Annotated in this window: 22 protein-coding genes and 2 pseudogenes; 20 read left to right on the top strand and 4 right to left on the bottom strand. The window is 72.8% G+C overall.

Annotated elements, in window-relative coordinates:
- Nucleotides 1–33 precede the first annotated feature (33 nt).
- From N538_RS0113795 to N538_RS0113720, 16 genes are all read left to right on the top strand, one after another.
- Nucleotides 34–594, top strand: coding sequence for a PadR family transcriptional regulator (locus tag N538_RS0113795; protein WP_028637770.1), 561 nt, complete (start codon nucleotides 34–36; stop codon nucleotides 592–594).
- Nucleotides 591–1313 carry an ABC transporter ATP-binding protein gene (locus N538_RS0113790; protein ID WP_028637769.1) on the top strand — a complete coding sequence of 241 codons (723 nt, stop codon included), beginning with the start codon at nucleotides 591–593 and terminating at the stop codon, nucleotides 1311–1313. The genes N538_RS0113795 and N538_RS0113790 overlap by 4 nt, the downstream gene beginning before the upstream one ends.
- Nucleotides 1310–3904, top strand: coding sequence for an ABC transporter permease (locus tag N538_RS0113785; protein ID WP_028637768.1), 2595 nt, complete (start codon nucleotides 1310–1312; stop codon nucleotides 3902–3904). Before N538_RS0113790 ends, N538_RS0113785 begins: the two co-directional genes overlap by 4 nt.
- Nucleotides 3905–3953: 49 nt before the next feature.
- Nucleotides 3954–4559, top strand: a complete 606-nt coding sequence (locus tag N538_RS0113780) for a TetR/AcrR family transcriptional regulator (RefSeq protein WP_028637767.1) — start codon at nucleotides 3954–3956, stop codon at nucleotides 4557–4559.
- Nucleotides 4556–5338, top strand: a complete 783-nt coding sequence (locus N538_RS0113775) for a TIGR03084 family metal-binding protein (RefSeq protein WP_028637766.1) — start codon at nucleotides 4556–4558, stop codon at nucleotides 5336–5338. The genes N538_RS0113780 and N538_RS0113775 overlap by 4 nt, the downstream gene beginning before the upstream one ends.
- On the top strand, nucleotides 5335–7053 hold the full coding sequence (locus N538_RS0113770; RefSeq protein WP_028637765.1) for an acyclic terpene utilization AtuA family protein: 1719 nt from the start codon (nucleotides 5335–5337) through the stop codon (nucleotides 7051–7053). Before N538_RS0113775 ends, N538_RS0113770 begins: the two co-directional genes overlap by 4 nt.
- Nucleotides 7050–8165 carry an acyl-CoA dehydrogenase family protein gene (locus tag N538_RS0113765; RefSeq protein ID WP_051549286.1) on the top strand — a complete coding sequence of 372 codons (1116 nt, stop codon included), beginning with the start codon at nucleotides 7050–7052 and terminating at the stop codon, nucleotides 8163–8165. Before N538_RS0113770 ends, N538_RS0113765 begins: the two co-directional genes overlap by 4 nt.
- Before the next feature lie 67 nt (nucleotides 8166–8232).
- The gene (locus N538_RS0113760) at nucleotides 8233–8697 is read left to right on the top strand and encodes an SRPBCC family protein (RefSeq protein WP_197025345.1); all 465 of its coding nucleotides are present in this window, start codon (nucleotides 8233–8235) and stop codon (nucleotides 8695–8697) included.
- On the top strand, nucleotides 8694–10280 hold the full coding sequence (locus tag N538_RS0113755) for an acyl-CoA carboxylase subunit beta (protein ID WP_028637762.1): 1587 nt from the start codon (nucleotides 8694–8696) through the stop codon (nucleotides 10278–10280). Before N538_RS0113760 ends, N538_RS0113755 begins: the two co-directional genes overlap by 4 nt.
- The gene (locus N538_RS0113750) at nucleotides 10277–12163 is read left to right on the top strand and encodes an ATP-binding protein (RefSeq protein ID WP_028637761.1); all 1887 of its coding nucleotides are present in this window, start codon (nucleotides 10277–10279) and stop codon (nucleotides 12161–12163) included. The genes N538_RS0113755 and N538_RS0113750 overlap by 4 nt, the downstream gene beginning before the upstream one ends.
- A complete protein-coding gene (locus N538_RS0113745) occupies nucleotides 12160–13320 on the top strand; it encodes an acyl-CoA dehydrogenase family protein (protein WP_028637760.1) in 1161 nt (386 codons plus the stop codon). The genes N538_RS0113750 and N538_RS0113745 overlap by 4 nt, the downstream gene beginning before the upstream one ends.
- Nucleotides 13321–13339: 19 nt before the next feature.
- The gene (locus tag N538_RS0113740; RefSeq protein WP_028637759.1) at nucleotides 13340–13945 is read left to right on the top strand and encodes a hypothetical protein; all 606 of its coding nucleotides are present in this window, start codon (nucleotides 13340–13342) and stop codon (nucleotides 13943–13945) included.
- A gap of 69 nt (nucleotides 13946–14014) precedes the next feature.
- Complete coding sequence (gene dinB / locus N538_RS0113735; protein ID WP_231496217.1) at nucleotides 14015–15217, top strand: DNA polymerase IV; 1203 nt, start codon at nucleotides 14015–14017, stop codon at nucleotides 15215–15217.
- Nucleotides 15218–15221: 4 nt separating this feature from the next.
- Nucleotides 15222–15962 carry a carboxymuconolactone decarboxylase family protein gene (locus N538_RS25425; RefSeq protein ID WP_051549285.1) on the top strand — a complete coding sequence of 247 codons (741 nt, stop codon included), beginning with the start codon at nucleotides 15222–15224 and terminating at the stop codon, nucleotides 15960–15962.
- Between the two features lie 9 nt (nucleotides 15963–15971).
- A complete protein-coding gene (locus tag N538_RS0113725) occupies nucleotides 15972–16994 on the top strand; it encodes a YihY/virulence factor BrkB family protein (protein WP_028637757.1) in 1023 nt (340 codons plus the stop codon).
- A 31-nt stretch (nucleotides 16995–17025) separates the two neighbouring features.
- On the top strand, nucleotides 17026–18756 hold the full coding sequence (locus N538_RS0113720; protein WP_028637756.1) for an MOSC and FAD-binding oxidoreductase domain-containing protein: 1731 nt from the start codon (nucleotides 17026–17028) through the stop codon (nucleotides 18754–18756).
- A gap of 7 nt (nucleotides 18757–18763) precedes the next feature.
- Here N538_RS0113720 and N538_RS25420 read toward each other — a convergent pair whose 3' ends face one another.
- Both N538_RS25420 and N538_RS25415 read right to left on the bottom strand, forming a co-directional pair.
- Nucleotides 18764–20224: a glycosyltransferase family 39 protein gene (locus tag N538_RS25420; protein WP_036570591.1), complete on the bottom strand. Its 1461-nt coding sequence runs from the start codon at nucleotides 20222–20224 to the stop codon at nucleotides 18764–18766.
- Nucleotides 20221–20988 carry a tyrosine-protein phosphatase gene (locus N538_RS25415; RefSeq protein WP_051549284.1) on the bottom strand — a complete coding sequence of 256 codons (768 nt, stop codon included), beginning with the start codon at nucleotides 20986–20988 and terminating at the stop codon, nucleotides 20221–20223. Before N538_RS25415 ends, N538_RS25420 begins: the two co-directional genes overlap by 4 nt.
- Before the next feature lie 147 nt (nucleotides 20989–21135).
- On the opposite strand from N538_RS25415, the gene N538_RS0113705 reads away from it, so the two are divergent.
- Nucleotides 21136–21525, top strand: coding sequence for a hypothetical protein (locus N538_RS0113705; RefSeq protein WP_028637755.1), 390 nt, complete (start codon nucleotides 21136–21138; stop codon nucleotides 21523–21525).
- Complete coding sequence (locus N538_RS0113700; RefSeq protein WP_028637754.1) at nucleotides 21525–22208, top strand: hypothetical protein; 684 nt, start codon at nucleotides 21525–21527, stop codon at nucleotides 22206–22208. The genes N538_RS0113705 and N538_RS0113700 overlap by 1 nt, the downstream gene beginning before the upstream one ends.
- Nucleotides 22209–22211: 3 nt before the next feature.
- Here N538_RS0113700 and N538_RS0113695 read toward each other — a convergent pair whose 3' ends face one another.
- Entirely contained in the window at nucleotides 22212–22775 is a 564-nt protein-coding gene (locus N538_RS0113695) for a protein-L-isoaspartate O-methyltransferase family protein (protein ID WP_028637753.1), read from the bottom strand.
- A 62-nt stretch (nucleotides 22776–22837) separates the two neighbouring features.
- Here N538_RS0113695 and N538_RS0113690 point away from each other — a divergent pair, with 62 nt between their 5' ends.
- A complete protein-coding gene (locus tag N538_RS0113690; protein ID WP_028637752.1) occupies nucleotides 22838–23233 on the top strand; it encodes a PLDc N-terminal domain-containing protein in 396 nt (131 codons plus the stop codon).
- Between the two features lie 140 nt (nucleotides 23234–23373).
- A pseudogene (locus N538_RS28020) lies at nucleotides 23374–23543 on the top strand (IS481 family transposase); the annotation flags it as partial.
- Nucleotides 23544–23673: 130 nt separating this feature from the next.
- Here N538_RS28020 and N538_RS29330 read toward each other — a convergent pair.
- A pseudogene (locus N538_RS29330) lies at nucleotides 23674–24416 on the bottom strand (HNH endonuclease); the annotation flags it as partial.

Here is a 24416-nt window from a genome sequence, read left to right as displayed (position 1 = left end):
CAGCGCGGTGCATACCGGGTATACATACTCGGTATGTCGGTGAAACAGGCACTCCTGGCCCTCCTCGAGCAGGGCCCGCGATACGGTTACCAGCTGCGCGCGGAGTTCGAGCAGCGCACCGGGTCGACCTGGCCCCTCAACGTCGGGCAGGTCTACACGACCCTGACCCGGCTCGAGCGCGACGGCCTCGTCGAGGCCGACGGCGCGGACGGCGAGGGCCACGTCATCTACCGGGTCACCGCAGCCGGGCGTGAGGAGGTCGCGGCCTGGTTCACCACCCCGGTGCCGCGCACCCAGCCGCCCCGCGACGAGCTGGCGATCAAGCTCGCCCTCGCCGTCACGATGCCCGGCGTCGACGTCGGCAGCGTGATCCAGCAGCAGCGCTCCGCGACCATGGCCGCCCTGCAGGACTACACCCGGCTCAAGCGCGACGGGGGCAACGACCTGGCGTGGGGGCTGGTGCTCGACTCGCTCGTGTTCGCGGCCGAGGCGGAGATCCGCTGGCTCGATCACTGCGAGGCCCGGCTGCGGCGCGCCGCGCTCGAGAAGCCGGCCGTCCCGGCTCCCGTCGACGCACCGGAGGTGGCCCGATGAGCTCGGTGCTGCACCTCAACGTCGTCACCCGCGTGCACGGCGAGGGCGCCACCGAGGTGCGCGCCCTGCGCGACGTCTCCTTCCGCGCGTCCGCCGGCGAGCTGGTCGCGGTCATGGGCCCGTCCGGGTCCGGCAAGTCGACGCTGCTCACGCTGGCCGGCGGCCTGGACGCACCGACCTCCGGCACGGTCTCCGTCGAGGGTGTCGACCTGGCCACCCTGGGGAACGGCGGCCGCGCCCGGATGCGGCGTACCTCCATCGGCTACGTCTTCCAGGACTTCAACCTGATCCCCGCGCTGACGGCGGTGGAGAACGTCGCGCTCCCGCTGGAACTCGACGGCGTCCGCACCCGCACGGCTCGCGCGGCGGCGCGGACGGCCCTCGACGAGGTCGGCATCGGCGACCTCGCCGACCGGTTCCCCGACCACATGTCCGGTGGCCAGCAGCAGCGCGTCGCGATCGCGCGGGCGGTCGTGGGGGACCGCCGCCTGATCCTCGCGGACGAGCCCACGGGGGCGCTCGACAGCGAGACCGGCGAGGACATCCTGCGCCTGCTCCGGGTGCGCTGCGACGCGGGCGCCGCCGGCGTCCTCGTCACGCACGAGGCGCGGCACGCCGCTTGGGCCGACCGGGTGGTGTTCCTGCGCGACGGAGTGGTGATCGACGAGACCGGCACCGACGCTGCCGAGGGGCTGCTCGAGTCGGGCGTCACCCGATGAGCCGACCGGGAGCCGGCCGGGTCACCTCCTGGCGACTCGCGCTGCGGATCGCGGCACGGGAGGCGCTGCGCGCCCGCGGCCGGTCGGTCCTGGTGCTGGTGATGATCGCGCTGCCCGTGCTCGCGGTGACGGCGGCCGACGTGCTGATCCAGACCCAGTCGGTCAGCAGTGTCGAGGGGCTCGACCGCCGGCTCGGGTCGGCGGCTGCTCAGGTCGTCGTGCCCGCGGAGGGACGGCCGATGATCCAGGCCTTCGACCCGTACGACGGCAACACCTCCGACGGGCGGAAGCAGGAGCCGCCCGCCGCGGCGGACATCTCGGCCGCGCTCGGCGGCGCACGACTGGTCGTGGAGCGCACCGGCGGCGTCGACGTCCGCACCGACAAGGGCTACGCGTCGGCGGACTCGGTCGAGGTCGACCTGCGCGACCCGGTCGCCGCCGGCCTGGTCGACCTCACCTCCGGCCGGCTCCCGCAGGACGCCGGCGAGGTGGTGGTGAACCGGGCCCTCCTGGACAAGGGGTACGCCGTCGCGGACCGGCTCGACATCCGCGGCAAGGACGCGCCGTCGCCGGTGATCGTGGGCGTTGCAGAGTCGCCCGAACTGCGCACCTACCCCTACGTCGCCGGCCCGGTCGGCAGCCTCGGCGTCTCGGCCGCGTATGCCGGCGGTCCGACCTGGCTGGCCGCTGGTGGACCGGTCTCCTGGGAGACGGTCAAGGACCTCAACGCGATGGGGGCGACCGTGCTGTCCCGTGCGGTCATCGAGGATCCTCCGCCCGCCTCGGAGGTCCCCGCGGAGATCCGGTCGTGGAGCTCCGGGAGCGACAACGCGGTCATCGCGGCCGTCGCGCTCGTCGTGGTGATGGCGCTGCTCGAGGTGGTGCTGCTCGCCGGTCCGGCATTCGCGGTCAGCGCCCGGCGCCAGTCGCGGAGCCTGGCGCTGATGGCCGCCTCCGGCGGCACCCCGGCCCAGACCCGGCGGGTCGTGCTCGCGGGCGGGGTCGTCCTGGGGGGCGCCGCCGCGGTGCTGGGCGTGATCCTCGGGATCGGTGCCGGGTGGCTGCTCGTGCCCGTCGTGCAGCGGTGGTCGAGCACCTGGTTCGGCCCGTTCGACGTGCCGTGGCCGCACCTGCTCGGCGTCGCCGCGTTCGGCCTGGCCAGTGCGGTGCTGGCGGCCGTCGTCCCAGCCGTCATCGCCTCGCGCCAGGACGTCGTGGCGGTGCTCGCCGGCCGGCGAGCCGATCGGCCCCCGTCGGCGCGCTCGCCGATCGCGGGCGTCCTCCTCATCGGCGGCGCCGTCGCGATGGCGGTGTTCGGCACGACCTCGGGCGACACCGGTGCGTTCCTCATCGCCGGCGCCGCGATCCTGGCCGTGCTGGGGATGCTCTTCATCGTGCCCGTCGTCGTGATCGGCGTGGCGCGGCTGGCCGGCCGGCTGCCGCTGTCGCCGCGGTACGCCGCGCGGGACGCCGCCCGGCACCGGACGCGCACCGTGCCCGCGGTCGCCGCGGTCGCGGCCACCGTCGCGGGCGTGGTCGCGCTCGGCATCGCGGTCACCAGCGACGAGGCGGAGAACCGCGGCACGTACACGCCGACGCTCGCGATGGGGCAGGCCGCGGTGACGGGGTACGGCCTGAAGCCCGCGAAGTGGGACGAGATCGAGGATGCGGTGCGGCGCGAGGTCCCGGACGCGGACGTCGAGCTCGTGCTCGCCGCGGCCGGGCGGGGCAGCTCGGTCCAGATCACGGCGCCGCACCACCGCGGTCCGCTCCTGGAGACCATGACGGAGAACTTCGGCTCCTCGATCCTCGTGGCCGGGGCGGTCCCGTCGGTGGTCCCCGGGGTGTCTGCCGCGGACCGCGCGAGAGCCGACGAGGTTCTCGCGCGCGGCGGTGTCGTGGCCTTCACCGACGACCGGGTCGACGACGAGACGGCGGTGGTGCGGCGGGGGCACGAGCGGGTGACCGTGCCGGCCGCCTACGTCCGCTTCACCGCGGGCTCCTACCCGCCGCTCGCCGCGATCGTGCCGCCCGCGGTCGCCGAGCGCCTCGGCGCGGAGACGTCCACCGGGGCCCTCGCCGTCACCGGGACCGACATCTCGGCGACCCAGCAGGAGAACCTCTCCGAGGCGATCTCGGCGGTCAGCCGGAACGCCGGGTTCTACGTCGAGCGCGGCTACCAGGCCGACCAGGGCACGAAGATCGTGCAGCTGGTGCTCGCGGGGCTCGGCGCGGTGCTGATGCTCGGCGGCACGCTGACGGCGACGTTCCTCGCGCTCTCGGACGCCCGGCCGGACCTCGCGACGCTCTCCGCAGTCGGCGCCTCCCCGCGCCGCCGGCGCGGGGTCGCGGCGTCGTACGCGCTGGTGGTCGGCTTCGTCGGCGCCGTGCTCGGTGCGGTGGTGGGGTTCATCCCCGGCCTCGCGATCACGGTGCCGCTGACGGCGCCGGCGTACTCCGACACCGGCCCGTTCCTCGACGTCCCGTGGCTGATGATCCTCGGCCTGGTCGTCGGGCTGCCGCTGGTGACCGCGCTGATCGTCGGGCTGAGCACCCGGTCGCGGCTGCCGATGGTCGCGCGGCTCGAATGACAAACAGTCAGTCTTGACTGTTTGTTGGTGATCGCGCCATGCTGGCCGCGTGACCACCGCCGGGACGACGCGCGTCCCCCAGGAGGAGCGCACCCGGGTGATGCGGGCGCGGCTGCTCGAGGCGACCGTGGACTGCCTGGTCGAGCGCGGCTTCGCCGGCACGTCGACGACGCTGGTCTCCGAGCGGGCCGGCGTCAGCAGGGGCGCGCAGCTGCACCACTTCCCGACCAAGAACGACCTGGTCGTGGCGGCCGTCGAGCACCTCACCGAGAAGCGCGGTCTGGAGCTCGCCGCGGCGGCCGCGGCCGTGCCGGAGGGACCGCGCCACACCCGCGCGGTCCTGCAGGTGCTCGCGGACCACTTCACCTCACCGGTCTTCACCGCCGCGCTCGAGCTCTGGGTCGCCGCCCGCACCGACGAGGCCCTGCTCGCCGCCGTCGCTCCGCTCGAGCAGCGGGTCGGCCGGGAGACGCACCGGCTCACCGTCGAGCTGCTCGGGGCCGACGAGTCCGTGGCCGGCACCCGCGAGCTGGTGCAGGCGACCCTCGACCTGGTCCGCGGCCTCGGCCTCGCGAACACCATCACCGACGACGCACGACGCCGCGGCCGGATCCTCGACCGCTGGGCCGACGTCCTGGAGCAGGAGCTGCGATGACCCTTCTGGACGAGCTGCTCGACGACCTCGAGGCGGAGAGCGACCGGCTCTGGAACGTCGTGGTCGGTCTCGACGACGACGGCTGGGACACGCCGACGCCGGCCACCGGCTGGTCGGTCGCCACCCAGGTCGCCCACCTGCTGTGGACCGACGAGGTCGCGGTGATCGCGGCGACCGACCAGGACGCGTGGGACGCGCTGGTGCTGCGTGCGCTGGAGGACCCGACGGGGTTCGTGGACCAGCAGGCGCACGAGGTCGCGCGCTTGCGGCCCGAGGCGCTGCTCGGCCGCTGGGGCGCGGCCCGGGAGGCGCTACCGCGGGCGCTGCGCGAGTTCCCCGTCGGCCAGAAGATGCCGTGGTTCGGCCCACCGATGTCCCCGGCCTCGATGGCCACGGCGCGGTTCATGGAGACGTGGGCGCACGCGCTGGACGTGTACGACGCCCTCGAGGTCGTCCCCGAGCTCACCGACCGGATCCGCCACGTCACCCACCTCGGCGTACGCACGCGGGACTTCGCCTTCTCGGTGCACGGACTGGAGGCGCCGGCCGAGGAGTTCCGCGTCGAGCTGACCGCGCCCTCAGGCGAGCTGTGGGCCTGGGGGCCGGAGGACGCGGCACAGTCGGTGCGCGGCCCCGCCTACGACTTCTGCCTGCTGGTCACCCAGCGCGTGCACCGCGACGACACCGACCTGGTCGCCGTCGGCGCGGACGCGGAGCAGTGGCTGGCGATCGCCCAGGCGTTCGCCGGTCCCGCGGGTGACGGGCGGCAGAGGCGATGAGGATCGGCAACTGCTCGGGCTTCTACGGTGACCGGCTCTCCGCGATGCGGGAGATGCTGGAGGGCCGCCAGGAGGACGGGCAGGGCCTGGACTACCTGACCGGCGACTACCTCGCCGAGCTGACCATGCTGATCCTCGGCCGGGACACCATGAAGGACCCGGCGCTCGGGTACGCGAAGACCTTCGCCCGGCAGCTCGAGGACTGCCTCGGGCTCGCGCTGGAGCAGGGAGTGAGGATCGTCAGCAACGCCGGCGGCCTCAACCCCGCGGGTCTCGCGGAGCGGATCCGCGAGGTCGCCCGCGGGCTGGGGCTCGACCCGCAGGTCGCCCACGTCGAGGGCGACGACGTCCGCGGACTCGCCGAGGTCGGGATCGGCGAGGGCGCCCTCACCGCGAACGCCTACCTCGGCGGCTTCGGCATCGCGGCCGCGCTCTCGGCGGGCGCCGACGTGGTCGTCACCGGACGCGTCACCGACGCCTCGCTGGTGGTGGGGCCGGCGGTCGCGCACCACGGCTGGACACCCAAGTCGTACGACGAGCTCGCCGGCGCCGTCGTCGCCGGGCACGTCCTCGAGTGCGGCACCCAGGCGACCGGCGGCAACTTCTCGGGCTTCCGGTCCCTCCCGGACCACACCAGGTCGCTCGGCTTCCCCCTCGCCGAGATCGCCGCGGACGGGTCGAGCGTGATCACCAAGCACGCCGGCACCGGCGGGGCGGTCACGATCGACACCGTCACCGCGCAGCTGCTGTACGAGATCCAGACGACCCGTTACCTCAACCCGGACGTCACCACGCACCTCGACTCGGTGCGGCTGCGCGAGGTCGGGCCGGACCGGGTCGAGATCAGCGGGGTGCGCGGCGAGGCGCCGCCCGAGCGGCTCAAGGTCTGCGTGAACGAGCTGGGCGGCTTCCGCAACACCGTGGAGTTCGTGCTGACCGGCCTCGACATCGAGGCCAAGGCCGACTGGGTGCGCGAGCAGCTCAGCCCGTCCCTGACCGCCGCCGACGTGACCTGGACGCTCGGCGCCCTGCCCGCGCCGGACGCGGACACCGAGGAGGGCGCGTCCTGCCTCCTGCGCTGCACGGTGCGCGACGCCGCGCCCGACCCGGTCGGCCGGGCCTTCACCGGCCCGGCCGTCGAGCTCGCGCTGGCGTCGTACCCCGGCTTCACGATGACCGGCCCGCCGGCGCAACCTGCGCCGTACGGCGTCTACCGGCCCGCGTACGTCGACCGATCGGCCGTCACGCACACGGTCGTGCACGCCGACGGCCGGCGCGAGGTGATCGCCGACCCGACGGAGTTCGCCGCCGTGGACGACGCCGAGGGCCGGCGGCCCTCGCCGTACCCGGCGCCCACGGACTCCCTCACCCGCCGGATGCCGCTGGGCACGTTCGTGCACGCGCGATCGGGTGACAAGGGCGGCGACGCGAACCTCGGCCTCTGGGTGGCGCACGACGGCTCGGACAAGTACGCCGACCGCGTGACCTGGCTGCAGAAGCTCGTCACCCCGCGCAAGGTGCGCGAGCTGGTGCCCGAGGCGGCCGACCTGGACGTCGAGGTCTACCTGCTGCCGAACCTGGGTGCGGTGAACGTGCTGGTCCGCGGGCTGCTCGGCGACGGCGTCGCCGCGTCGACGCGGTTCGACCCGCAGGCCAAGGGGCTCGGCGAGTGGGTCCGCTCGCGGATGGTGCACGTCCAGGAGGACCTGGCATGAACCTGCGCGAGGTCGCCGCGGAGTTCACCCGCCGCGAGGTCGTCGACCACCTCCAGGAGTGGGAGGACGCCGGGTCCGTCCCGCGCGAGCTGCACGCCGCTGCCGCGAAGCAGGGCCTCCTCGGCGTCTCGTTCCCGGAGTCGGTCGGTGGCGAGGGCGGCGACCTGCTCGACACGGTCGACCTCCAGGAGGGGATGTTCGAGGCCGGTGCCAGCAGCGGGCTGATGGCCGCGCTGTTCACCGGCGGCATCGCCCTCCCGCACATCGCCGCATCCGGCAACGCCGACCTCGTCGACCGGTTCGTCCGCCCGGCCCTGGCCGGCGACAGGATCGGCGCGCTCGCGATCACCGAGCCCGGCGGCGGCTCCGACGTGGGCGGCATCCGCACCACCGCCGTACGCGACGGTGACGAGTACGTCGTCAACGGGTCCAAGACGTTCATCACCAGCGGCGTGCGCGCCGACTTCGTGACGACCGCCGTGCGGACCGGTGGTCCGGGGGCGGGGGGCGTCAGCCTCCTCGTCGTCGAGAAGGGCACGTCCGGCTTCACCGTGGACCGCTCGCTGCAGAAGATGGGCTGGCACTGCTCCGACACCGCCGAGCTGTCGTACGTCGACGCGCGGGTGCCGGTCACGAACCTGGTCGGCGAGGAGGACACCGGGTTCCTCCAGATCGCCGAGCAGTTCGTCGTCGAGCGGCTCGCGCTGGCGGTGCACGCCTACGGCATCGCCGGACGCTCGCTCGAGCTCACGGCGACCTACTGCCGCGACCGGGAGACCTTCGGCAAGCCGTTGCTCAGCCGGCAGGTGGTGCGGCACCGGCTCGTGGAGATGCGGAGGCAGGTCGAGGTCGCGCGCACCTACACGCGCGAGGTCGCCCGCCGCCACGTCGCGGGAGAGAACGTGGTCGCCGAGGCCTGCCTGGCGAAGCAGACCGCGGTCGACTGCGCGACGTACGTCTGTGACCAGGCCGTCCAGCTGCACGGCGGGACGGGATACATGCACGGGACCGAGGTGGAGCGGCACTACCGCGACGCCCGGATCCTGCCGATCGGAGGAGGGGCCAGCGACGTGCTGACCGATCTCGCAGCCAAGCTGCTGGGCTACACATGATCACCCCACGGAATCGCGGGATTCCCCCGCTTCGCTCCTCCATCCCACGATTCCGAGGGGACCCCGAATGACCGCATCGATGAGGGGCGAGGTGACGCTCCGGATGGACGCGCCGCCCGAGAAGGTGTGGGCGCTGGTCAGCGACGTGACCCGGATCGGCGAATTCTCGCCGGAGACCTTCGAGGCGGAGTGGACCCGTGGCTCGACCGGGCCCGAGGAGGGCGCGTACTTCAAGGGCCACGTGAAGCGCAACGGCGTCGGGCCGACCTACTGGACTCCCTGCAAGGTCACGGCGTGCGTGCCGAACGAGCTGTTCGAGTTCTCCGTCGGCACCGACGACGTGACGGTCAACAACTGGGGCTACCGGATCGAGCCGGACGGCGACGGCGCGCTGGTGACCGAGTACTACCGGCTGGAGCCCGTCTTCTACCTGCGTGCCTACTGGCTGGTGATGGGCAGGCTCCGCGGCCGCACCAACGAGAAGGGCATGCGCACGACCCTCGAGCGGATGAAGGCGGTGGTCGAGCAATGAGCGACAACCGGACCGCGATGCTCGAGAAGATCGCCGACCTCGACGCCGAGCACGCCAGGGCCGTCGAGGGCGGGGGACAGAAGTACGTCGACCGCCACCACGCGCGGGGCAAGCTGCTGCCCCGCGAGCGGATCGAGCTGCTCGTCGACGAGGGCTCGGCGTTCCTCGAGCTGTCGCCGCTGGCCGGGTGGGGCTCCGACTTCGCGGTGGGTGCGTCGGTGGTGACGGGCATCGGCGTCGTGGAGGGCGTCGAGTGCATGATCACCGCGAACGACCCGACCGTGAAGGGCGGCGCCTCGAACCCGTGGACGGTCAAGAAGATCTTCCGGGCCTCGCAGATCGCCGAGGAGAACGGGCTGCCCTCGGTCGCCCTGGTCGAGTCCGGAGGCGCGGACCTGCCCACGCAGAAGGAGATCTTCATCCCGGGCGGCAAGCTCTTCCGCGACATCACCCGCTCCAGCGCGCGCAAGGAGCCGACCATCGCGCTGGTGTTCGGCAACTCGACCGCCGGCGGTGCCTACGTGCCCGGCATGTCCGACTACACCGTGATGGTCCGCGACCAGGCCAAGGTGTTCCTCGGCGGCCCGCCGCTGGTGAAGATGGCCACCGGCGAGGAGTCCGACGACGAGTCCCTGGGCGGCGCCGAGATGCACGCCCGGACCAGCGGCCTGGCCGACTACCTCGCCGAGGACGAGCTCGACGCGATCCGGATCGGCCGGCGCATCGTGGCGCGGCTGAACTGGCGTAAGGCGACGGCGCCGCCCGCCGCCTGGGCCGAGCCGGACGAGGACCCGGAGGGACTGCTCGACCTGATCCCGACCGACCTCAAGGAGCCGTTCGACCCGCGCGAGGTGATCCGCCGGATCTGTGACGGCGTCTCCGCCCCGGGATCCGGGGGAGCGAACGGCGCGGTCTTCGACGAGTTCAAGCCGCTCTACGGCACCTCCCTGGTCACCGGCTGGGCCAAGCTGCACGGCCGCCCGATCGGGATCCTCGCCAACGCGCAGGGTGTGCTGTTCTCGGAGGAGGCGCAGAAGGCCACCCAGTTCATCCAGCTCGCGAACCAGGTCGACACCCCGCTGCTCTTCCTGCACAACACCACCGGCTACATGGTCGGCAAGGAGTACGAGCAGGGCGGCATCATCAAGCACGGCGCGATGATGATCAACGCGGTCAGCAACTCGAGGGTCCCGCACCTGTCGGTGATCATGGGCGCGTCGTACGGCGCCGGCAACTACGGCATGAACGGCCGCGCCTTCGACCCGCGGTTCCTCTTCACCTGGCCGTCCGCGAAGTCCGCCGTGATGGGCCCGGCCCAGCTCGCCGGCGTGCTCGAGATCGTGGCCCAGCAGTCCGCCGAGGCCAAGGGGCAGGTGTTCGACGCCGAGGGCTTCAAGGGCGTGAAGGAGATCGTCGAGGCCCAGATCGAGGAGCAGTCGATGCCCTACTTCCTGTCCGGGATGCTGTACGACGACGGCGTCATCGACCCGCGCGACACCCGGACCGTCCTCGGCATCTGCCTGTCGGTCATCGAGAACAAGCCGGTCGTCGGCGCCGACCGGTTCGGGGTGTTCCGCCCGTGAGCCGCCGCCCCATCGAACGACTCCTGGTGGCGAACCGGGCCGAGATCGCCTCGCGGGTCTTCCGCACCTGCCGCAAGCTCGGCATCGAGACGGTCGCGATCCACTCGGACGCCGACGCCGGCCTGCCCTACGTGCGCGAGGCGGACACCGCCGTACGCCTGCCCGGCAACGCACCGGCCGAGACCTACCTGCGCATCGACCTGGTGCTCGACGCCGCCCGGCGCTCCGGTGCCGACGCGATCCACCCGGGCTACGGCTTCCTGTCCGAGAACGCCGACTTCGCCCGGGCCGTGGTCGACGCGGGGCTGACATGGGTCGGGCCCGCGCCCGAGTCGATCGAGGCGATGGGCTCCAAGATCCGCGCCAAGGAGATCATGAAGGCCGCCGGCGTGCCGGTGCTCCAGGCGCCGGACGAGCCGACCGAGGCCGACCTGCCGCTGCTCGTGAAGGCGTCCGCCGGAGGCGGCGGCCGCGGCATGCGCGTCGTCCGACGCCTCGAGGACCTCCCCGGCGAGATCGAGAAGGCCGAGTCAGAGGCGGCCTCCGCCTTCGGTGACGGCACCGTCTTCGTCGAGCCGTACGTCGAGCACGGCCGGCACGTCGAGGTGCAGGTCGTCGGCACCAGCGTCTACGGCGAGCGCGACTGCTCGCTCCAGCGGCGGCACCAGAAGGTCGTCGAGGAGGCACCCGCGCCGAACCTCCCGGACGAGACGCGGTCCGCGCTGCACGACGCCGCCCGCAAGGCCGCCGAGGCCGTCGACTACCGGGGCGCCGGCACGGTCGAGTTCCTCTACGACCCGGCGACCGAGCGGTTCTTCTTCCTGGAGATGAACACCCGGCTCCAGGTCGAGCACCCGGTCACCGAGCTCGTGCACGACGTCGACCTCGTCGAGCTGCAGATCATCTCGGCGGAGTCGGACTGGTACATGGGGTGGACGGACCCGCCGCGGAGCCACGCGATCGAGGTGCGGCTGTACGCCGAGGACCCCGCTGCCGGCTACCAGCCGCAGAGCGGCGTGCTCACGACGTTCGAGATCCCGGTGGAGGACGGCATCCGCGTGGACGCCGGCTTCGAGTCCGGCAGCGAGGTGTCGACGCACTACGACGCCATGCTCGCCAAGGTGATCGCGCACGCGCCGAGCCGGGAGCAGGCGGCCCGCAAGCTCGCCGGCGTCCTGTCCCGGGCGCGGATCCACGGACTGGTCACCAACCGCGACCAGCTCGTCGCGATCCTGCGGGACCCGCGGTTCCTCTCCGGTCAGGTGTCGACCGACTTCCTGGATCGGATGCCCGACAACGACCCGGAGACACGTCCCGGGCACACGACCCGCTCGGCGGTCGCCGCGGCGATCGCGCTGGCGGAGCGGGCGAAGGAGGTGCGGACCGTCCAGCGTGGCATCCCGGTCGCCTGGCGCAACGTGGTGTCCCAGCCGCAGCGGACGGTCTTCGAGGAGGCCACGGTCGAGTGGCTCGGTGCCTACGCCGTCGACGGCCACGAGGTCATCGACGCCGGTCCCGACAGCGTCACGCTCGAGACCGACGGCGTGCGCACGACCTACCGGATCAGTGTCGACGGAGCAGCTGTCGACGTCGACGGCCCGCACGGGCACGTCCGGCTGACCCGGGTGCCGAGGTTCGTCGACCCGGCCGAGCAGGTCGCGAGCGGCAGCCTGCTCGCCCCGATGCCCGGCACCGTCGTCAGCGTCGCGGTCGAGGCGGGCCAGCAGGTCGAGGCGGGCCAGCAGGTGCTGGTGCTCGAGGCGATGAAGATGCAGCACCCGGTGACCGCGCCGCACGCCGGCGTCCTCGCCCAGATCGACGTCAAGGTCGGCACGCAGGTCGCGGCCGGCGAGGTTCTCGCAGTGGTGGAGGAAGCAGAGTGAGCACGTTCAGCGAGTCCGAGGAGCGCCAGGAGCTGCGCAAGGCCGTCGCCCGGCTGGCCGGCAAGTACGGCCGCGAGTGGTTCACCGCGAAGGCGCGCAGCGGCGAGAAGACCACCGAGCTCTGGCTGGAGATCGGGAAGAACGGCTACCTCGGCATCAACATCCCCGAGGAGTACGGCGGCGGTGGCGGCGGCATCGGCGACATCGCGGCCGTCTGCGAGGAGCTGTCCGCGCAGGGCTGCCCGCTGCTGCTCATGGTCGTGAGCCCCGCGATCTGCGGCACCATCATCAGCCGCTACGGCACCGAGGAGCAGAAGCAGCGCTGGCTGCCCGGCATCTGCGACGGCACCTCGACGATGGCGTTCGCCATCACCGAGCCGGATGCCGGCACCAACACGCACAACATCACGACGACCGCCCGCAAGGACGGCGACGAGTGGGTGCTGAACGGCCGCAAGATCTACATCTCCGGCGTGGACGAGGCCGACAACGTGCTCGTCGTCGCGCGCGCCGAGGACGCCAGGACCGGCAAGGTGAAGCCGGTGCTCTTCGTGGTGCCGACCGACGCCCCGGGCCTGGAGTACCGGGCGATCCCCATGGAGATCGTCAGCCCGGAGCTGCAGTTCCAGGTGTTCATCGACGACGTCCGGCTGCCGGCCGACGCGATCGTGGGCGACGAGAACGGTGGGCTGGTCCAGCTGTTCGCCGGGCTCAACCCGGAGCGGATCATGGCGGCGTCGTTCTCCACCGGACTCGCGCGCTACGCCCTCGACAAGGCGGCGTCCTACGCCCGCGAGCGCACGGTGTTCAAGGACCCGATCGGCTCGCACCAGGCGATCGCGCACCCGCTCGCCCAGTGCCACATCGAGACCGAGATGGCGCGGCTGATGACGCAGAAGGCCGCGGCGCTGTACGACGCCGGCGACGACATGGGCGCGGGCGAGGCCGCGAACATGGCCAAGTACGCCGCGGCCGAGGCCGCCTGCCACGCCGCCGACGCGGCCGTGCAGACCCACGGCGGCAACGGCATCACGCAGGAGTACGGCGTGGCGGGGCTGCTGGTGGCGACCCGGGCCGGCCGGATCGCGCCCGTCAGCCGGGAGATGATCCTCAATTTCGTGGCGATGCACTCCCTGGGACTGCCCAAGTCGTACTGAACGTGCCACAGTCAGGGGAGTGACCCACGACGACTGGACCGGGGGCGGCGCGACCGCTCTGGGGACCCACGCGCCCGCCACACTCGCGTCCTACACGGTCCTGGTCTCGGTGCGGCCGTCCGGAGTGCACGACGAGATGCTGGAGGCGCCGGAGGTCGTGGCCTTCGCCGACCAGTTCGGCCGGGACGCGACCGCCATCGACGGTCGCGTGCGCGACGCCTTCGTCCGCGCGACCGCGGGCCACACCGCAGCCGTGGCCAACATGATCTGGATCGCCGACGTGGCGCCCCGCGTCCGGGTCGCGCTCGACGCCCTCTTCGGGCCCTCGGAGACGTGGCCGGGTCGGCGCCGCTACCCGGTCGCGGACACCGGCGACGCGATCTCGAGCTTCCTCGAGTCGATCTCGATGCAGGTCGACGCCCACCACGACGCGTCGAACGAGCGGCCGGACGCCGCGCGCGCAGCACTGGCCATCGCCGAAGCCATGATCCGGACCCCGGCCGCGATGCCCGACTCCGTCGTCGCGGCCGCGCACGAGCTGCTCACCCCCGCCGAGGCCGTTGAGGCCGTGCTCGACGGTGCGCGCCGTTCCGCCGGGAAGATCGAGACCGCCCTCGCCGCCTGACCCGGCGCCCGGCGCCGGCGCGCTCCCGACACTTGCCCATGATCGAACGTGTGTTCGATCATGGGTCCCGTGATCCTGCACGCCGACCTCGACTCGTTCTACGCCTCGGTCGAGCAGCGCGACGACCCGCGGCTGCGCGGCCGGCCCGTGATCGTGGGCGGTGGTGTCGTGCTGGCCGCGAGCTACGAGGCCAAGGCGTACGGCGTCCGCTCCGCCATGGGCGGGCGCCAGGCGGCGCGGCTGTGCCCGGACGCGCTGGTCGTGCCGGCGCGCTTCTCGGCGTACGTCGAGGCCAGCAAGCAGGTCTTCGCGATCTTCGACGACACCACCCCGCTGGTGGAGGGCATCTCGATCGACGAGGCGTTCCTCGACGTCGGCGGGCTGCGCCGGCTGGTCGGTGAGCCCGAGGCCATCGCGGTCGACCTCCGGCGCCGGGTGCGCGAGGAGGTCGGGCTCCCGATCTCGGTCGGCATCGCGCGGACGAAGTACCTCGCCAAGGTGGCCAGCGCGGTCAGCAAGCCCGACGGCCTGCTCGCGGTGGCCCCGGACGGCGAGGAGGAGTTCCTGCACCCGCTGCCGGTCGAGCGGCTCTGGGGAGTCGGTGCGATCACCGCCGGGAAGCTGCACGCGGACGGGATCCGCACGATCGGGCAGCTCGCCCGGCGGGAGGAGGTCGAGCTGAGCGCGACGGTCGGCCGGGCCGCCAGCCGGCACCTGTGGGCACTGGCCAACCTGATGGACCCGCGCGCGGTCGAGGTCGGCCGCCGGCGGCGCTCGATCGGGTCGCAGTGCGCCATGGGGCGAGCCGGCAAGCCGAAGTCGCGCGAGGAGCTCGACGCGTTGCTCGCCGGCCTCGTCGACCGGGTCGCCCGGCGGCTGCGGGCCGGCGAGCGGATCGGTCAGACCTTCACGCTCCGGCTGCGCTTCGACGACTTCACCCGGGCCACCCGCTCCGCGACGCTGAAGTACTCCACGGCGACCACCGCCACCTGGCTCGAGACCGGCCGGCGGCTGCTCGCCGACAACTGGGCGCTCATCGAGGAGCGGGGGTGCACGCTGCTCGGCATCACGATCTCCGGCCTGGTCGACGGGCGGTCCCAGCAGCTGGAGCTGCCGCTGTTCCCGGACGTCGTGCACGAGAACGGCCTGGACGCGGCGCTGGACCGGGTTCGTGACCGGTTCGGCTCGGCGTCGGTCACCCGGGCGGCCCTGGTCGGCAGGCGCACCGGCCTCGAGATGCCGACGCTCCCCGATCCCGGGCCCCTACGCTGACCTCGTGCCGCCGTCGACCCTGCCGCCGTCGTACGGCGCCGTCCTCGGTGCGCGGCGTGCCCTCGACGTCGGTCTCACGGACCCGCGGGTGGTGGCGTTCGCGGAGCAGTTCGCGGTCGACGTGTCGGTGATCGACGACGAGCTCCGGGGTGGCTTCCTGGCGGCGACCGGACCGGCGGCCTTCGTCGCCGTGCAGGCGATCTTCGTCGACGACTTCTGGCCGCGGGTGCCGGCGGTGCTCGGTCCCGTCGGCAGTCCGGTCGAGGACGGCGGTGAGCTGTGGCCGGCGCTGGAGGAGTTCATGCGCGAGGTGGCGCGGCTCGACGCGCTGGACCCGGTGACGACCGAGCTGGTCCGGCTCCGCGGCGCGCGCCAGCACGACTGCCGGGTCTGCCGGTCCCGGCGTTCCGTCGCGGCGATCGAGCAGGGCGCCGACGAGGCGACGTTCGAGGCCGTGGACCGGTACGCCGACAGCGACCTGCCGGTCCACGTCAAGGCAGCGCTCGCCCTGACGGACGCGGTGATCTGGACGCCGTACGCCGTCCCCGCGGACGTCGCCGCGGCCGCCCGGAGCCACCTGCCGGAGGACCAGGTCGTCGAGGTGGTGCTCGACGTGACCCGCAACGCCGCCAACAAGATCGCGGTCGCCCTGGGCGCCGACGCGCCCACGGTGACCGACGGCGTCGAGCTGTTCACGACCGACCGGGACGGCAACCTGACCGTTCTGGGACCGCGACCTCGGTAGCGTGGCGGGGTGGGACGGGTCATCGACGGCGCCGATCGCGCCCAGCGGCGCTGGTCCGTGCTCGGATACCCGCTCGCGGTCATCTACAAGTACTTCGACGACCAGGGCAACTACCTGGCCTCGATCATCACCTACTACGCCTTCATCGCGATCTTCCCGCTACTGCTCCTCGGCTCCTCGATCCTCGGCTTCCTCCTCCAGGGCAACCCCGACCTCCAGGGGGACCTGATCGACTCGGCGCTCGCGCAGTTCCCGGTCATCGGCGACCAGCTCGGCCGTCCCGAGGGGCTGACGGGCTCGAGCACCGCGATCATCGTCGGCGGCCTGGTGGCGCTGTACGGCGCGCTCGGCCTCGGCCAGGCGCTGCAGAACGCGCTCAACGTGGCGTGGTCCGTTCCGCGCAACAGCCGGCCGAACCCGATCCTGCTGCGGCTCAAGAGCCTGTTCCTGCTGCTGACCGCGGGCATCGCCGTCCTGACGATCTCGGTGCTGTCGACGCTCGCGGCGAACACCGAGGTCCTCGGCGAGACGGTCTCGTCGTACCGGTGGCCGATCACGGTCCTCACGGTCCTGGTGAACACGGTCGTGCTCACGGCCCTGTTCCGCGTCGGCGCCGCCCGCAGCCACAGCATCTGGACCGGCTCGGTGCCCGGCGCGGTGACCGCCTCGCTGGGGTGGATCGGGCTCCAGACCATCGGCACGGCCTACGTCACCAACGTCCTCACCGAGACCAGCGCGATGAACCAGACCTTCGGCCTGGTCCTCGGCCTGATGGGGCTCCTCTGGCTCACCGCGGTCATCGGCGTCCTGGGCATCGAGGTCAACGTGGTGCTCGAGCGACGGCTGTGGCCACGAGCCCTCCTGACGCCGTTCACCGACCGGGTCGACCTCACCGACGCCGACCGGCGCGCGTACGTCGGCTACGCGAGAGCTCAGCGTCACAAGGGATTCGAGACCGTCGAGGTGCGGTTCGCCGAGCAGCGGATCACGATGCGCGAAGAGGAGGACGACGGCGCCGACCACGTGTCGTGACAGACGCGGTCGGATCGGCGAGGCTGGGGCCATGGCCCGCCTGCTGTCGGTCAACGTCGGGATGCCGAAGGACGTGTCCTGGCGCGGACGGACCGTGCACACGGGGGTGTGGAAGAGCCCGGTCTCGGGTCCCCGGCTGGTACGACGCCTCAACATCGACGGCGACGGCCAGGGCGACCTGGCGGGACACGGCGGGGAGCAGCGCGCCGTGCTCGTCTACCAGGTCGAGTCCTACCGGTACTGGGCGGATGTCCTCCAGCGCGAGGACCTCGAGCCCGGCGCCTTCGGCGAGAACTTCACGGTCGAGGGTCTCGCCGACGAGGAGGTCTGCATCGGTGACCGCTACCGGATCGGCGAGGCCGAGCTCGAGGTCAGCCAGCCACGCGTGACCTGCTTCCGGGTGGGGATGCGGCTGGGCGAGCCACGACTGCCGTCGCTGCTGGTCGCGCACCACCGTCCCGGCTTCTACCTCCGGGTGCTGACCGAGGGCCACGTGCGTGCCGGGGACCCGATCGAGCGGACCCGCCGAGGCCCGCACGAGCTCAGCGTGGCCGCCGCGGACGCGCTCCTCTACCTGCCGGGACACGACCCGGAGCGGCTGGCGGACGCGCTCGACATCCCGGCCCTGAGCCCGGGCTGGCAGGGGTCGTTCCGGAGCATGCTGGAGAGTGGCGGGACCGGCCAGCCGGCCGGCGTCGCCGTCGCCCCGCCACCGGCCTGGCCGGGCTTCCGGACCCTCACGGTCACCGACGTCGTCGCGGAGACCTCGTCGGTGACGTCGTACCGACTGGCCTCGGACGACCCGCTGCCGCCGTACCGTCCCGGCCAGTTCCTGACCCTCCGCGTCCCCGGCTCGGGCGACCCGGTCCCGGTGCGGACCTACTCGCTGTCGGGAGGTCCCGACGGCGAGTACCGGATCAGCGTGAAGCGCGAGACGCAGGGCCGGGTGAGCTCCTACCTGCAGGCCCACCTGCGGCCGGGGGACAGCGTGGAGGTGGCGGCGCCGCGCGGGGACTTCGTGCTGGACGACGACGGTGCGCCGGTCCTCCTCGTCTCGGCGGGCATCGGCCTGACTCCCGTGCTGGCGATGCTGCACCGGCTGGCGAGCGAGGACAGCACCCGCGAGGTGTGGTGGGTCCACACGACCCACGATGCCGACAGCCACGCGTTCGCCGGCGAGGTGACGGGGCTGCTCGGGCGGCTTCCGGCGTCGCACTCGGTCGTGTACTACACGACCCCGGCGCAACCGCCCGCGGCCGGCTCCGGCGTACGGACGGGACGCCTGACCGCGGAGGCCGTCGCCGCGCTCGGCGTCCCGGCGACGGCGAGCGCGTACGTGTGTGGCCCCGACTCCTTCATGGCCGACGTCGGTGCGGCGCTCGCGGCCGCCGGCCTGGACCCGACCCGGATCCACACCGAGCGGTTCGGGTCCCGCTCCCCGATCAACCCCGGCGTGGTCGGTGCCCCGACCCCGGTGCCGCACCAGCCACCGGGACCGCCGGGCACCGGGCCGGCCGTGACCTTCGGGCGGTCGGGGATCACAGCCGCCTGGGCCGACGGCTACGGCTCCGTGCTGGAGCTCGCGGAGGCGTGCGACGTCCCGACCCAGTGGTCGTGCCGGACCGGTGTGTGCCACACGTGCGTGACTGCGGTGCTGTCCGGTTCGGTGGCGTATGCGACCCCGCCGCTCGAGGCGCCCGGCGCGGACGAGGTGCTGATCTGCTCCGCGACCCCGGCCGCGGACCTCGTCGTCGATCTCTGACCGGCCGCTACGCGTTGTAGTGCACGAGCCTCGGCCAGGCCGCACGCCAGCCGCCGACCGGGCCGTCGCAGACCCAGACGCCCGCGCCGACCTCCTCGTTGTCGGTGCTCGTGTCGTTGCGCAGCCGGTCCCGGAGCTCGCAGCCCCGGAAGTCGTCGGGCGGGGTCTCGAGGACGAGCACGACGGGCGAGGCGTCCTCGGGTGGCGGCCCCCAGTTGCGGTAGCCGTTGTGGCCGCTGTACGCCGGCAGCCCGACGTCGTACCAGCTCATCGCCCCGGCCTCGCCGTAGTTGGTCGTGAAGACGACGGCGTGCTCGCGCTCCTCGGGGGAGAGCGAGTCGACGACGGCGCGGACCTGGTCGGCGTATCCCGGCCAGCCGATGGTGTCGCCCTGGACGTCGTTGACGTCGGCCCAGAACGAGCCGGAGAACGTCGAGGTCGGCAGCACCGGGACGACCGCCGGGTACGCCACGGCCGACGTCGCGACGAGGACGGCCCCGACCCCGACGACGCGGCGGGAGGGTCGGCTCGCCGCGAGGTGGGTGCAGCCGGCCGCGATCAGCGGCGGCACCAGGCCGCCGAGGTAGTACCCCTTGCCGCCGGTGACCAGGTAGACGAGCAGCACGACCAGGAACGCCCAGGCGACCGGCCGGGCGCGCTCCCAGTCCGGACGGCGCAGGAGCTGCACGAGGCCCGCGATCCAGACGACCCCGATCACGGGGCTGTACATGACGAATGCCTCGAGGACCAGGGTGATCCGCCCGCCGACCCCGCCGTACTCGTCGGCGATGTCGGCGGACAGGGCGAAGACCGGCCAACCGTGCTGTGCCTGCCAGACGAGGTTCGGCACCCACATCGCCAGCGCGACGAGTCCGCCCAGCCACGGCCATCGGGTCCGGAGCATCGGCCGGGTCCCGGGCGTGAGTGCGACGCCGACCAGGAGGCCGAGCAGGAGGAACGCCACCGAGTGCTTGTTGTTGAGGCCGAGCCCGGCGAGCACACCGGCCACGAGCCAGAGACGTGGCCGGTCGTCGATCAGCGACTGGGCCACGACGACCAGGACGGCGGTGAGGAACAGCAGGTCGAAGGTCGAGGTCTCGAGCAGGTGCCCGAGCCCGGGCACGAGCGCCGAGAACGCGACGGCCACCGCGGTCAGCACCTGGCCGGCTCGCGCGGCACCGAGCAGCCGCGCCGCCTGTGCCGAGAGCAGCACGACGCCCGCCACCGCCAGCACGGCGGGCAGCCGCAGCACCAGCAGGTGCGACGGTGCGAGGGAGTCCATCAACGCCGCGACGAGCGGGGTGAACGACGGCTGGTCCGGGTAGCCCCACGCCGGGTGGTGCCCGGCGACGACGAAGTAGAGCTCGTCCCGGTGCGGGCCGTAGAACGGCGAGAGGGCGACCAGGGCCAGCGCCTGGATCGCGACCACGATGCCGACCTCCCGGACGGCGTACGGGTGGCGGGTCACGCGATCAGTCTGGCCCGCAACGCGTCGAGCAGGGACTGGTCCAGACCGAGACCGTCCCGCAAGTAGCCCTCGACGGAGCCGTAGTCGGCCTCGACCGCGTCGTACGCCGCCTGGAGGTAGCCCGGCTCCACGATCATCGTCGGCTCGTACACCGCGACCTTGTCCGGGCCGAGGTGCTCGGCGATCAGCGCGAGGTACTTGTCCCGGGTCGCCGACGACACCTCGTTGGTGAGGAGGTAGTCCGCGAGGATGGTGCCGCGGTCGACCCCGGCGATCTCCAGCAGCAGTACGGCGGCCCAGCCGGTGCGGTCCTTCCCGGCGGTGCAGTGGAAGAGCTGGGGCAGCTCCCCGGTCGCGAGCGCGGTCAGCAGGCGGGCGTACGACGCCCGCGCCCCGGCCGAGCGGACGAACGCGTCGTACACCTCGCGCATGACGCATTCCGCCGCGGCGGTGTCGTGGAGTCCCTCGACCATCGCCATCGGGATGCCGGAGACCTCGACGTGGTGCCAGGCCGCGCCCGGCACCGTGACGTCCGGGTGCGCCTCGACCTCCGGCGTGCTGCGCAGGTCGTGGATGGCGGCGATCCCGAGGTCCGCGAGGGCCGTCGCGTCGGCGTCGGTCAGCTGGAGCTCGTTCGACCGGTAGAAGACCCCGCGGCGGACGCGCCCGCCGTCCCGGGTCGGGTGGCCGGACCCGGTGCCCGCGACGTCGCGGAAGTTGTCCGCGGAGGCGAGCCGCAGGAGCTCGGCGGGCGCATCGGTCACCCGCGCAGGATAGGGGCGGCCCGGGAACGGGCGGTGAACGGTCCGACCCCAGCGGCGCCATGGCCCGGACAGGCGATGGCTTCCGGGGGGTGGCCCACCTAGCGTGGCGAGGCCGGGGGGCACAGGGGACTCGAGGGGAGACACATCATGCTGCGCAGGATCGGCGCGACGTTCGCCGTACTACTCATGACCGCCGGGGTGGGCCTCGTCGTCACCGCTCCGGCGGACGCGGCGCACGCCGGGCTCGAGGCCCGGTCCGTGCTGCCGTACCACGGCCACTACCTCGGCCGCGACGGCCACGACCGGTCCGTGCGCTTCTACTTCGACGGGCACGCGATCTCGAACGTCACGGTGAACGGCCACCTGATCGTGAGCAGCGCGCCGGTCAGTGGCGCCACCGTCCACCACAGGTGCGACCCGCACACCCGCAAGTGCGTGCGCGGCCACTGGGCCTCGGACACCGAGTTCTTCGGGATCTGGAACGACCCGAACCAGGGCCACGAGTCCCACTTCACCGCCTACGTGTACGCCCACTGATGCGCGCGCCGAGCATCCCGCGCCGGATCGGTGCACTCACCATCGCACTCACCGCCGTCGTCGCCTGCCTGATCGGCTCCACCGCCGACGCCCACGGCGGCAAGCACGCCGCGGCCGCCGGCTCGCCGGCCCACGAGCGCAGCACGATCCCGAAGCGGGGCGACTACACCGGGGCCGACCACCAGAACCTCACGGTGACCCTGAAGTTCGACGGCACGGAGGTGAAGAGCTTCTACGTCGGGCAGCTGAGCTTCGGCAACGCGCACGTCGGCGGCAACGACTTCTGGGACGAGCGGTGCAACAACGGGGTCTGCTTCTCCGGCCGGTGGGTCAGCCCCACCGACGTGGTGGGCAAGTGGCGGCGCGGCGGGGACCGCACCTACCACGTGTGGAGCGCTCGCACCCCGTCCGGACCGAGCTACTTCCAGGGCACCTGGCGCGGCTTCGACCACCACGGGAACAACATGCACCTGAGGTGGAACGGCACCCACGTCTCCGGGTTCACGGTGAACGGGTTCGGTGACTTCCCGAGCACCACCGTGGACAACACCGGCCACTGGAACGAGGTCTGCTCGCGCGACTGGTGCTACAAGGGTCACTTCATCAGCGACGACGAGGTCGTCGGGGAGTGGCGGACGCCCGGCAGCACCTGGTACGCGTGGGAGGTCTATCCCTCCTCGTAGCACTCACCGCAGCGGCACGAATCGGTAGTAGCCGTGCCGGCTGACGACCGGTTGCCCGTCATCGTTCTCGACCAGCAGCATCTCGCCGTTCACCGGGATCACCATCCGGCCCGACGGTCCGAGCTGGTCGACGAGGGTGGCGGGCAGCTCCCGTGCCCCGGCCGAGACCAGGATCCGGTCGTACGGCGCGCCGGCCGGGTCGCCGAGCACGTCCGGGTCCGCCGCCTCGATCCGCGCCCGCGGCCAGGTGCCGCGGGCGAGGTTGCCACGGCCGAACTCCACCAGCTCCGGCTCGAGCTCGAGGCCGAGCACCTCGCCCTCCGGTCCGGTCAGGTGCGCGAGCAGGGCGGTCGTCCACCCGGAGCCGGAGCCGACGTCGAGCACCCGGTCGCCCGGCCGCACCTCGAGCAGGCGCAGCATGTTCTCGACCGTGCGCGGCTGCGAGCTCGTCTGGCCGTGGCCGATGTCGATCGGGCCGTCGTACGCCGCCCGCCCGCGTTGCGACCGCGGGAGGAACCACGCCCGCGGGACCGCCGCGAACGCCTCGCCGACCCGATCGGCGTCCATGCCCGCGAGTCAACCACGCGATTCTGCTGACGTCGGGAGCGGAGGGGGTCCAGACTGCCGCCGTGATCAAGATCGAGGGTCTTTTCGGGGTGGTGGCGTTCGCGCTCTGGGTCTTCTGCCTGGTCGACGCGATCGGCAGCCCGGCGGACCGGGTCCGCAACCTGCCCAAGGCGGCCTGGATCATCATCGTCCTGTTGTTCCCGTTCGTGGGCTCGATCGCCTGGCTGGTCGCCGGCCGCCCCGACGACGGCGCCGCGCGCCGGTCGGCGTACGAGCGCCAGCAGCCGTCGTTCCCCGAGTACGACCGCCCCGGCCGTGCCGCCGCCGTCGACCCGGAGAAGGACGAGGAGTTCCTCCGCCAGGTGCGCGAGCGCGCGGAGGCCCAGCGCAAGGCGTACGACGAGCAGCGGAAGCGCGAGCAGGGCGACGGGGAGCCGGGTGACCGCACGGAGCCGTGAGTCTCGTTGGCATGTCCGCGGGTTTGCGGCTGGTCGGTGGTGGCGGCCGCTAGGCAGCAAGCGGGGATGGCGGGTGGGTGGTTGCGGTTGCCTCCCGGCTTTGGAGGTCGGCCGGATCCACCGCGGCGAAGAAGCGCGCGAAGATCGGGTTCGACCACGTCCACTCACTCATCGACGACCACTTCCGGCTGGCCTACTCCGAGGTCCTGCCGGACGAGAAGGCGCGACCTGCGCCGGCTTCCTGGTCCGCGCCGCGGCGTACTTCGCAACCCGCGGCATCACCCGCATCGAACGGGTGAGGACCGACAACCACTCGGCTACCAGCTCTCCGCGAGCCGACTGTCATGAACCGGTCTGCCGGTACAGCTGGACCGCCGGGGCGCTTTTCGCGGGAACGGACATGACGGTGACCCCGCCGGCCGTGGTCGGCGGGGTGGGGGTCAGCCGATATGTCGGTGGCCGAGGGGGCTGGTCCAGACGAACCCGGTGCCGGGGGCGTGGTGGTAGGTCCAGTCGGTGAAGGTCTTGAGCCGGTGGTGTCCTCGGCACAGGGGTGCGAGGTTCGAGGTGGTGGTCGCGCCGAGCGGCCATTCGATGGTGTGGTCGGTGTCGGCGTGCTGGCCTTGGCGCCAGGAGGGCCGGTGGCAGAGCGGGAACGGGCACTCGGGGTGGCGGAGCCGGACCTGTTCCTTCATCAGCGGGGTGGCCTGGTAGGTCTCGGTGGCCAGCTCGTCGTTGAGGTCGATCACCGGCCGCACGGTCACGGTGGTGCCGGCCTGCTGGCACCAGTGCTGGAGGTGTTCGGGGGTGATCACCGAGCGGGTGTTGTCCAGGTCGACCATGACCTGGCCGGGGCGGGTGTGGGCGTAGATCACGACCTCCCGCCGCGGCTGCCCGGCCGGTGGGTCGCCGAGGAGGCCGGCCGCGATCGCGCGGCGCACGTCGAGGGGCAGCGCGGGGTCCAGGGTGTCGGCCTTCGCCGCGACCACGGCGTCCAGGGCGACCGCGTCGGCGACGTCGAGCAGCCCGGAGATCGGGACCAGGCCCTCGGCGGTCATGTACTTCAGGTGCACCTTGAAGTGCCGCTGCTCGGCCGCGGCCAGGCGGCGGCGTTCGGTCTCGGCGGGGTCGTGCTCGGCGCGGGCCTTCTCGACCTGCCGGTCGAGCTCGGCGAACGTGCACT

The sequence above is a fragment of the Nocardioides sp. URHA0032 genome, from assembly GCF_000620645.1.
In the GTDB taxonomy this organism is placed as follows: Bacteria; Actinomycetota; Actinomycetes; order Propionibacteriales; family Nocardioidaceae; genus Nocardioides.
This window is presented reverse-complemented; position numbering and strand designations above follow the sequence as displayed.